Source organism: Paraburkholderia caledonica NBRC 102488 (assembly GCF_000685095.1).
Lineage (GTDB): Bacteria > Pseudomonadota > Gammaproteobacteria > Burkholderiales > Burkholderiaceae > Paraburkholderia > Paraburkholderia caledonica.
Genome location: NZ_BAYE01000038.1, coordinates 26,833 through 37,163, shown reverse-complemented (window position 1 = coordinate 37,163; position 10,331 = coordinate 26,833). Strand labels below are relative to the sequence as shown.

The following is a 10,331-nucleotide window of genomic DNA, read 5'->3' as shown; positions in this document are numbered from 1 at the left end:
AACAAACAGATGGTTGCGATTGCTCGCGGAATGATGTCGGCGCCCCGACTGCTGATTTTCGATGAGCCTTCGCTCGGGCTGTCGCCGCTTCTTGTACAGCAGATGTTCGATGTCGTTCGTTCTGTCGCAGCGAGCGGAATCACCGTCCTTCTGGTTGAGCAGAACGTCTTCGACACACTGAAGATTGCGGACCGCGGATATGTTCTCGAAAACGGCTCCATCGCGTTGACAGGAACGGGCGCAGAGTTGCTAGACAGCCCGCACGTACGCCGCGCGTACCTCGGTCATTGAGCATAAGGCTCCCCTTCTGGCGCAATGTAACGCGCCTGCCCCCTCGTCGCTGCAGCGTCGGCGCCGGTGACTGGCCGCACGTCCTCTTGCAGCGTCGCGAGCCTGGGTCGCGGAAAAACATCGTCGAAAAATGCACGCCGAACGATGGGGGCAGGTGACACATCGACTTTCGTCGCGGAGGGGGCGGCGGCCTTGACGTAGCTAGATGCCTCGCAGACCGCTTTGGCTCGACGCGCATCGAGCCGGCGCCACACATCCAGACTTGCGCTCGCCGACCGCACTGCCCCAATCTGAAAACCGCTTATGCGCTAAGTCGCGGCCCTGCAGCAGGGGACCGTTCAGGCACAAGGCGGATGCTGCCAAAGCGATCGCCTTAACGTTTCCGGGCACGAGGGATATTTCGGCATGCGCTGTTATGTTTGTTCACTGGCCGCGGCGAATCCCCGCAGCCTTCCGGAAAGCTGCATTGAAACGCGCCCGACATCCGGGCAGATGCGGACGAACAACAAAAACGCTCGGAGTCGCAGTACACGTCATCCTCGGTTCATTCGATGATCGTCGTCTGGCTTGAGCATGTTTGTTCATCGGACGGTACGCGTGCCCGCCGGGCCGGCAGCTGGCGCGCCGACATCCCGCTATCTGCTAGACGACGACGGTAGCGCTGACAAACTCCGTAGCCAAAAAAAAGCACACTCTCTCAGAGAGCGCGCCTTTCCTCGCTGCTGTTCACGTTACTTCAGCACGATGGGATTAACCGGTGCACCGGTACCGCCAACAACTTTAAGCGGGGCGGCCGTATAGAGAAAGGTGTATTGGCCGTCTGCCGCGCAGTCGTCGGCGAGGGGGTCCAACTGCGCTATTTCAGTCAGCGTGATCCCGAGGTTTCGCATCAATGCGTTATGCAATGGCAAGTCGACGCCGGACACTGGATCTGACGTCACCTCGTTGGCAATTGTGTCGGTGACGAGATTTGGAATTTCCATCTCCTGAAACCAGTGGACCAGTTCAGGACTGTAGGTGAGACCGGGTTCCTTGAAGTTAGCGTAAAACTCATCGTGGCTTTTCTTGTAGAACGATCCGATCCATCCCGTGCGGATAATGAGGATGTCGCGCTTCTCGATCGTCACACCTTGGGCTTTTGCCGCAGCCATCAAGTCGACGTGCGTGAACGTTTCGCCCGGATCGAGCACGTCTTTTTTGCGGTAGCGCGCCATATCGATGAGAATCCCGCGTCCAACAACGCCGCGTTCGCCGATCGGACACACGCTTGCCTTCGCGAGACCGCCGATGGTCGTGTCAGCGTCGTACCCATTCCAGATCTGATCGTCGTACCAGACGTGGCCGAGCGCGTCGTACTGTGTCGAGCCCTGCAAATACATGAACATCACGTCGTCGGCGTATTGGTATGAGCCAGGGAAAACCGGGCCCTTGCCGCAGTTGTAATGCCCCCGGTCCATCACGCTCATTCGCTTCGCACCTTGCCGCCCTGGCCACACTGGGTCGCCATTGGGGTCGCCCATCTTGACTTGCAGAGTGAAAGTCTTGCCCTGCTTGACGGTAGCAATACCCTTGAGAATCTCTGCCGCGCCGAGGTAGTTCAGTGAGCCCACTTCGTCGGTTGGTCCCCACTTCCCCCAGTTCTTTGGCGACTCTTTCAACAGTTCACCGATATAAGGCACGTTTCTGGATTCCATATCTGTCTCCTTGAAGTTCTGACGATGTGTTCGGCAGGGCAATGCCCTCGGGGTAGGTGGATCTAGACGGCAGCCGCGCCGATTTTGTCCGCGGCCAGCAACGCGTTTGCGAGGCGCTCGGCAGTGAGCGGCGGGTTCATGTTCTTGCTGTACGCCGCCGCGAGCGTGGCGTTCACTACGGTCGACATTTCATCCGGCGTTAGAGATTGCGGCTGCCCCAACTGCCTGAATGTGACGGGAAGCTTCACCGCCAGCAGCAGACCTAGCAGCTCAGACACTTCCGCCTCGTTTCGCTCCTCGATGACGGCCTGAACAAGGGTGCCGAACGCGACCAGCTCTCCGTGGAGCATGGCGGCCATCGTGGGAACTGAAGTAAGTCCCCGGATGAGGGCGTGAGCGAGTGAGAGTCCGCCGCTTTCAAAGCCAACGCCACTGAGCAGCACGGTCGCTTCGATCACCCGCTCGACTTCGTCATCGAGTTGGCCATTCACGACGGAGGCGTATGCAGCCGGACCATGATTGACGAGTGTGGTGTACGTCGCGTTCGCGAGAAGCAGCGCCGTCTCGAGCGGGGGCGTACCGAACGAGTTATATCCGTGTGCGCGATTGCACTGGTTCGCTTCGAACTTCTTGCTCACCGCGTCGCCGATGCCAGCGGCGAAGAACCGGGCGGGAGCCTGAACGATAATCTCGGTGTCGACGACCACGGCGCAAGGATTGCTCTTCAGGTACTCTACGGCGGCGACGCGATGCGTCTCGTCATAGAGCACAATCAGGCGACTGGTCGGCGCGTCGTTGGACGCGATCGTTGGGCAAATCACGACATTGACGTCGAGATTCGCGGCCACTCCCTTCGATGAGTCAATGGTCTTGCCGCCACCGAGCCCGATGATGACGTCCGGCTGATGTCTTTTTGCCTCTTCCGAAAGTTGGTTAATTGCAGCCTTCGTGCATTCGCCCGGGAAAACGATTCGCGCCGGAGCAAGGCCGGACTCCGACATCGCTGAGGATACGAGCGGCCATACTTTTTCGCCGACAACCGCATCGCAAACCGTCAGAGGGCGCCTGAAGCCCATCTTCTTGAGTAGTGAGCCCAGCTCGAGCAGAGCTTTTGGACCCTGGACGTACTGACCAGGGAATCCCATTGTGCGTAACATATTCGTCTCCTGACTCTATTCGCGTATGGCCTGGGCTCAGGTCATCAGCCATCCGCCCGCTACATCGATGATTTGACCGGTCACAAAACTGGAGTCGGCAGAAGTCAGGAACGCGCATACGGAGGCGACTTCATCGGTTGTCCCAAGCCGTCGCAGCGGCGTGACCGCAACCACGGCAGCGTTCGCATCACCGGAAACCGTCTTCAGCAGCGGTGTGTCTATTCGGCCGGGGGCGAGACCGTTGACCGTGATGCCATGAGGGCCCAGTTCGCCAGCAAGGTGGCGCGTGAAGGCGATGAGCGCACCCTTAGTAGTGCTGTAGTGCGCGCCCACAATGTCGAGGTACGCCTTGCCGGCGACCGAAGACATCGTGACGATGCGGCCGAAGCCGCGTTTTACCATCGAGGGCGAGGCAATCCGGCAGAAGTGGAAGGCGCTATTCAGGTTCACATCGACGACCTGTGCCCACTCTGCGCGATCCATTTCGAAGATGCGCTTCGGTTGACCTTCGTGCTTCGGCGAGATGCCGGCGTTCAGAACGAGCGTGTCAACGTCGCCAAGCCTCGACGCCACGGATTCGACCGCCCGCTCGCAATCCTCGTATTTGCCGACGTCCGCGGCGACGAAATGAACCTTCGCTCCCTTTGCGGCCCACTCGCTCACTCTTTGTGCGCCGACCTTCTCGTTGAAGTCGACCACGCCAACGCTGGCGCCTTCACGAATATATCGCTCGACGATTGCCGAGCCGATGCCGCCGACGGCGCCGGTTACCACCACAACCCGATTCTGGTGTCTCATTTTGTTGCTACTCCTGATGTGAGGCCCTGCCGCATCCGCTCGGCGTTGGCCTCCGCCGTTCGTGCTGCATGAGGGCGCAATGCGTCCAGTTCCCGTCGCCATCAATTAAAGCGTTTCAATCTGAAGGGCCGACAAATTGCCTCGTGGTGGTGCTATATTGAATCGGTAGGCTCAATCGAAAGTAAAAGTGAAGCGCTTCAAGTATTTTATCCGGTGACGTTTTTGTCAACACGGGTGTATACCCGAAGCGCAGCACGGAGGGCGCGGCATGCCGCGTTTTGCCATAATGTCTTCTATGACTAATCTCGACCCACCCCGCCCAACCTTGGAAGACGTTGCGAAGCTCGCCGGCGTGTCGCTCGGCAGCGCGTCGCGCGCACTTTCCGTCCCTGACCAGGTCAAGCCAAAGACGCTCGCGCAGGTGAAGCGCGCAGTGGAGCAGCTCGGCTACGTTAGCAATGGGGCTGCTCGCGCGCTCGCGTCGAAGCGAACGCGGACTATCGGTGCTATCTATCCGACGATGTACAACCCGGCGTTCGTCGAATCGCTCCATACCTTGCAGCAGACCCTCTGGGCGATGAACTATCAGGTGGTTCTCGCCATCCACGAGTACATTCCCGAGCGCGAATACGATGTCGTGCGAGCGGTAGTTGAGCGGGGTGTAGACGGTGTGGTCCTGGTCGGCACCGCGCACGAAGACCGCGTGTTCGATCTGATGCGTCAGCGGCGCATCCCTCTCGTGCTGACCTGGCAGCTCGATGAGCCCCGCTACGGCGAATGCATTGGCTTCGACAACTGGCGGGCGACCTACGACATGACCCGGGAAGTGCTCGCGCGGGGTCACAAGCGCATAGCCGTTGTTTGCGGCTATATGGCGCATAACCAGCGCGCACGCCAACGGGTTGACGGCACTGCGGACGCAATGAAGGAAAAGGGGCTCCTGTTGTCGAGCGACCTCGTTTTCGAGACACCTTTTTCGATTCAGGGAGGCCGGGACGCCGTCCGCAAGATCGTTGGATTGGAGGAACGGCCGACCGCCCTGATTTGCCATACAGACCTGCAGGCAATCGGCGCGCTGCACGAGTGCAAGGTTCACGGAATTCGTGTGCCAGAGGATATGTCCATCACAGGCATGGACGATATTGAACTCGCTGAACTGATGGACCCGCCGCTTACGACGATTCGCGTTCCAACGAAAGAAATTGGTATTCTCGCCGCCCGTCGTATCGTTGAGCTGGCAGAAAAGCGCCCCAACATGGAGAAGCTCTCGGTCGAATGCACGATCGTCATCCGGGAGAGTCTCGGTGATGTTCCGACAGCAGCGAAGGGCGCCGCGCCTGTCAGGAAGACCCGTCGCAAGACCGCGTGAGGACACGCCGGCGCCCCGGCCGGCCGTATCCCTTCTGGGCCTCCGTTGCCTAGCGGATGAACTGCTTCACGTAGTCGGCGCCCAGGCCTGATTCTTCGTAAAACTTCCGCGCCGCTTCGATCTTCGTGAATACATCTTCGTAGCCGACCGCTACACCCTGGGGATCAACGTACGTGTAACCGCCCGTCACGTGGAACCAGGTAATCATTTCATCGACGCCTTCCGGCACGAACAGGGTGTGTGTCTCGCCAGCGGGTTCGTGCGCGTATGAGCCTTCCTCCGCGACCCATTCGTGCTCGAGGTAGTACCAGCGGCCCTTAAGGACGATGGCGTGAACCGGCCCCGTATGACGGTGGCGCGACAGCACGCCCGACTGGCGGACACGAAGCAGGTTCACGTAATAACCTTGGCTCGCGCACAGCAGGAGCGGCTTGAACGACACCGTCTGGGTCATCGGAACCCAGAGTTTGTCGTCCTCCAGCCACTTGTCGAGCACTCCGAGGTGGACGATGTCTGGCGACATGAAGGGTACCTGCGGGAGTTGATATGGCACTGCCAGCTCGTCTGGCTTTCGTTCAAGAACTGAGGACATCAGAAGCTCCGATTCGGTTAAGAGGTGAGCTAGCGACCGTGATGCGCAATTTGAAACGCTTCAACAAAAAGCTAAGTCCCACCACTGAGTGTGCATAATTTGGGGTAGAGCGTATATGAAGCGCTTCAATTATGACTGTGCACCCGACTGATTGCAATTACCCCCAGGGTATACACCCACCGGGGGGCCGGAAATTCTGCACGATCCATTACCGCGCACTCGAGAGTGAACGAGGCGCTGCGTTATGAAGCGCTTCATTTAAAAGTACCGTCCCCGTTCGTCTTGAAGCCTGCTGCATGCAGAAGCACAGGTTTCTCATGGACCAAAAGCGGAACAAGCACGTGTTCCCGCATGTTATGAAGCGCTTCAAATGTGTTAGCATTGTCTATCGCCAACTCCATCGCTGCACACCATGCACTTTGACATCCGCCGAGCGACGCCTGGCGGCTACCGTTATCAAGACGTCGTGCAGGCATTTCGCATGGAGCCGCGCTCGCTGCTGTTTGCGTTCCGCGTCACGCTGGCCGCTCTTCTCGCCTTGTGGCTCGGACAGCTTTTCCACTTCCGGGACTTTTACTGGGCCGGGGTGACGGCATGGGTGATGGCGCTTCCCGGGCGCGGGATAGTCTTTCAGAAAGCAGGCTATCGCGCAGCGGGAACCGCAATCGGCGCCGCCATAGCGTTCTGCTTTCTGCATCTGACGTCTGCTCCCGAGCTTCTCATTTTCCTGATGGCCGTATGGGCGGGCGCATGCGGCTTCGCGGCTTGCAGATACCGGCGGTTTCGGGCGTACGCGGCACAATTGTCTGGTTACACCTGCTCGATCATCTGTACCGTCGGTCTCGAGGCGCCCGAAGACCTCGTGACTGGATTAGCTCTCGAGCGGGTTGCGCTGGTATTGATAGGGCTGGCCTGCAGCACGCTGCTTACATGGGCGTTCGCTCCGAAAATGCGGCCAGAGTCGCTGCTGGAGCAAGCAGGAGACTGGGCGGCAAATGCGACAAAGTGGGCCAGTGATATCCTCCGCCTCGCCGGTCACAGCGACGGAGAGGCATCGCTCAATCATCAGCTTTGGGCGGGTCTCAGTGAATTTGAGAACACCTTCGTTCAGGCGGCCTTCGAGTCAAAGAAATTCCGACGCAGATTGCCTGTAGTACGGGAATTCGTGTGCGCTCAAATATCCCTCCTTTCCTCAGTGCGCGCATTGGCACGAGTGAAAACAGACTCTGCTGACGATACGCATGGCGAGGTTGCCGATATCCTTGAGGAAGCATCGGCTGCGCTTCGCCGCGATGTTGATACGGTCCCGGTCGCTCGCCTTGAGCAGCTATCGCATCGCCTTCTGCGCGACAGTAGGGACATTGTTGATCCAAACACGAGACTGGCTGTCGTCTCAATGGCTGGGCGTTGTGGGGATATCGCAGCACTGCTGCGCCGCGTCTCGGTGAGTTCGCGATTGAATGCCGACGGTGCGAACGTAGCCGGGACGCTTGCAACATTGCCGACCCATCATGACTGGCAAGTGTCCTTGAGTGCCGGGTTGAGAACTGCTGTTTGCACCATCGTTATGGGCTTCTTGTGGCTCAAACTCGATTGGCCGGGCGGGACTTATTCATTCGTGTTCACGCCGATAGCGTGTTTGCTCTTTGGAACGGTGATACGGCCAGACATCGCCATGCAGCGCTTCGCGATGGGCATCCTGTGCATGGCGACAGCATTTGTTCTTTGGAACGCCGCAGTCAGCATAGGTTGGATGCGGCCGACATCTGTAGTGCCGTTTCTGATGTCCATGACGTTCCTGGGGGGCATTGCATTATCCAAACGCTTCACGCCAGCCATGGACTTCAACACCAACCTCACCGCGTTGCTGCTCGGCACGACGGGGTCGCTAGTGAGCCTGCCTACGGCGATTGAGCAAGGCATGGGCGTCGTGCTTGGGATGGCTATTTCTTACGCGGCCTTTGCCGTTCCGCCCGACCTCGCAAGTTGGCGCGTCCGACACGTGCCGGGCCGCCTGTTGGCGATGCTGACGTCCATTTCGAACGGTCGCCTATGCACCGACAGGCAATGCTGGGAAGCGCGCATATGCGATCTGGTCAGCGTCATTACGGTTGAGATGCGCGAAAAGCACTCTTTGACTGGCCAGGATTCATTGCGGAAATGCGTGTTGGCCATGGATATTGGCATCGAACTTATCCGGCTTCGCGATCTGTCCAGAATCAAGGGATTACCTTGCGGATTGACCACCACCCTCGAATCCGCTCTGCGCATGGCCCCGTTTGCTGACGTCCGGGATGATGCTGCAGCCCATCTGCGTGCGAGCGTAGAACAATTGATCGGACCGACTGATCCAAGTGAGGACCCCGAGCAGGAGAATCTGAGATGGACTGCTGCAGAGGCGCTGGACGGGATAGAAAGGTGTCTGCACAACTGGCGGGAAACTCCGCGTGTCGCTAAGCCACCCGTCTAACGTCATTCCAGATTAAATCGCCCTGAACCTGAAGGTCTAGATATGAATATTCCCGCATTCTCAAGACATCGCCGGCTGCGCCGGTCGTCGGCGCTTCGGCAGCTCTTCACCGAAGCAGAACTCTCCCGGAATGACCTTGTCTTGCCGATCTTCGTTGACGAAAGCGCCACCGATTTCGTGCCCATTAAAAGCATGCCGGGCGTTTTCAGAATCCCGGAAAGCAGGCTCGAACGTGAAATCGAGCGATATGCGCGGGCGGGAATCAGGTCTGTCATGACGTTCGGTATTTCCCGCCATAAGGACGACGTCGGCACCGACACCTGGCAGCAGGACGGACTCGTTGCTCGCATGACGTCGCGAATCAAGGCGACGGCGCCGGAGATGGTCGTCATGTCGGACACATGCTTTTGCGAGTACACGACACATGGACACTGCGGTGTCCTGCATGACGGTATAGTCGCGAACGACTTGACGCTGGCAAATCTCGGAAAACAGGCCGTCATTGCGGCTCAGGCGGGTGCCGACGTCATCGCGCCGTCGACGGCGATGGACGGCCAGGTTGCCGCAATAAGAGCGGCGCTTGACGCGAACGGTTTGACGGACACGCCGGTATTCTCCTATTCGACAAAGTTTGCGTCGGCCCTTTACGGCCCGTTCAGGGAGGCAGCTGAGAGCGAGTTGCAGGGTGACCGCAAGGCATACCAGATGAACCCGATGAACCGGCGAGAAGCTGTTCTCGAGTCCCTTGAAGACGAGCGGCAGGGGGCCGACGCGCTGATGGTGAAGCCTGCTGGGGCGTACCTCGACATCATTCGGGACATCCGCGAAGCGACGCGCTTGCCGCTCGGTGCCTACCAGGTCAGCGGCGAATACGCGATGATTAAGTTTGCATCGGCGGCCGGTGCAATAGATGAGCCTCGAGTAGTTCGGGAGAGTATTGGTGCAATCAAGCGCGCGGGCGCCGACGTGATATTCACTTACTTTGCCATGGACCTCGCCCAACAGGGGTTCTGACCGCAGCTGGGCGGTTCCGGTGCCCCCGCGAGGGCGCCAATTTGCGAGATTGCGTCAGCACAACGAACGACGAGCCGCGGGCCATGTCCACTGCCTCACCCTGACTATCCACCCAGACAGGCGCCGTGCGAACCTTCGGCTCAGAAACCGCCGGCACCAGATGGATACGCAGAGTCGACAAACTCTCGCGGGTTGTAACGGGTGTTGCACCACAAAGACCTCGAACAGGCTGTAACCGGCCGTTTTTGAGAAATTCGATGGTTGAGCAACAACGGTGGTCGAGTTTGTAAGAACTACTTCAATGATGCGCGACACACCATCGGTGTAGCGTGATGTACTGTAGACAAGGGACTCCAACCGTCAATCTCGTTCAGTACGCAGGCCCCGAGGCGCGCTATTGTCCAGCGGGCGTCTACGAGTTCCTTTTTGACGACGCCGAGGGCGGCGAGCGCCTGCAGATCAACGTGCAGAATTGCTTGCACTGCAAGACGTGCGACATCAAGGATCCGACACAGACATCGAGTGGGTCGCGCCCGAAGGGGGTGGTGGCGCAGACTACGCACGGATGTGAAGTTCGTATGTGGGTTCTGGCCAATCACGTGCGGTGTGCACTCAAAATCAGGTCCGCACCTGCACGTTTGATTGCGTCGACAGTCTGACGGCTGACCCGGCGTTCGTCGATTGCGCCGGCCGCCGCAAGGTTGATCATTGCCTATTCACCGCTCACCTGATAGGCGCCAAGCGGTAACCGGCTGGCCTCGCGAACGTCTCGGATGGTATCAAGGTATGCGTCGGCCGGCTTCACCATCAGGCAGTCGGCGCCTGAGCCTCATCGAGCAACGACTTCGGAATTGCGCGCAGTGATTCGAGGCCTCCAGCGCATTTCGGCTCGCCCCCACCTGGCCAAGCGGGCGAAGCCCAGTGGCGAAGCAGCCCGGCCTACGCG

9 protein-coding genes and 1 pseudogene are annotated in these 10,331 nt (G+C 59.0%); 5 read left to right on the top strand and 5 right to left on the bottom strand.

What is annotated here, in order from left to right:
• Positions 1-291: hypothetical protein (locus tag BCA01S_RS32980; protein ID WP_027780520.1), on the top strand; the 291-nt coding region annotated here is incomplete at its 5' end.
• Positions 292-1,022: 731 nt separating this feature from the next.
• Here the strand turns inward: BCA01S_RS32980 and BCA01S_RS32975 are convergent.
• The 3 genes from BCA01S_RS32975 to BCA01S_RS32965 form a co-directional block, all read right to left on the bottom strand.
• The gene (locus tag BCA01S_RS32975) at positions 1,023-1,985 is read right to left on the bottom strand and encodes a cyclase family protein (protein WP_027780519.1); all 963 of its coding nucleotides are present in this window, start codon (positions 1,983-1,985) and stop codon (positions 1,023-1,025) included.
• 62 nt (positions 1,986-2,047) lie between these two features.
• Positions 2,048-3,142, bottom strand: a complete 1,095-nt coding sequence (locus tag BCA01S_RS32970) for a glycerol dehydrogenase (protein WP_027780518.1) — start codon at positions 3,140-3,142, stop codon at positions 2,048-2,050.
• Positions 3,143-3,178: 36 nt separating this feature from the next.
• A complete protein-coding gene (locus BCA01S_RS32965) occupies positions 3,179-3,940 on the bottom strand; it encodes an SDR family oxidoreductase (protein WP_027780517.1) in 762 nt (253 codons plus the stop codon).
• A 268-nt stretch (positions 3,941-4,208) separates the two neighbouring features.
• Here BCA01S_RS32965 and BCA01S_RS32960 point away from each other — a divergent pair, with 268 nt between their 5' ends.
• Positions 4,209-5,309 carry a LacI family DNA-binding transcriptional regulator gene (locus tag BCA01S_RS32960; RefSeq protein ID WP_244146107.1) on the top strand — a complete coding sequence of 367 codons (1,101 nt, stop codon included), beginning with the start codon at positions 4,209-4,211 and terminating at the stop codon, positions 5,307-5,309.
• A gap of 49 nt (positions 5,310-5,358) precedes the next feature.
• Here BCA01S_RS32960 and BCA01S_RS32955 read toward each other — a convergent pair whose 3' ends face one another.
• Positions 5,359-5,832, bottom strand: coding sequence for a 2,4'-dihydroxyacetophenone dioxygenase family protein (locus BCA01S_RS32955; protein WP_244146108.1), 474 nt, complete (start codon positions 5,830-5,832; stop codon positions 5,359-5,361).
• Between the two features lie 481 nt (positions 5,833-6,313).
• Here BCA01S_RS32955 and BCA01S_RS32950 point away from each other — a divergent pair, with 481 nt between their 5' ends.
• The 3 genes and pseudogenes from BCA01S_RS32950 to BCA01S_RS37670 all read left to right on the top strand — a co-directional run.
• Positions 6,314-8,371: an FUSC family protein gene (locus BCA01S_RS32950; protein ID WP_027780515.1), complete on the top strand. Its 2,058-nt coding sequence runs from the start codon at positions 6,314-6,316 to the stop codon at positions 8,369-8,371.
• Between the two features lie 42 nt (positions 8,372-8,413).
• On the top strand, positions 8,414-9,385 hold the full coding sequence (hemB, locus tag BCA01S_RS32945) for a porphobilinogen synthase (RefSeq protein ID WP_027780514.1): 972 nt from the start codon (positions 8,414-8,416) through the stop codon (positions 9,383-9,385).
• Between the two features lie 359 nt (positions 9,386-9,744).
• Positions 9,745-9,956, top strand: a pseudogene (locus tag BCA01S_RS37670) (4Fe-4S dicluster domain-containing protein); the annotation flags it as partial.
• Positions 9,957-10,097: 141 nt separating this feature from the next.
• On the opposite strand, the gene BCA01S_RS39380 reads toward BCA01S_RS37670, so the two are convergent.
• Positions 10,098-10,193, bottom strand: a complete 96-nt coding sequence (locus tag BCA01S_RS39380; RefSeq protein WP_244146109.1) for a porphobilinogen synthase — start codon at positions 10,191-10,193, stop codon at positions 10,098-10,100.
• Positions 10,194-10,331 lie beyond the last annotated feature (138 nt).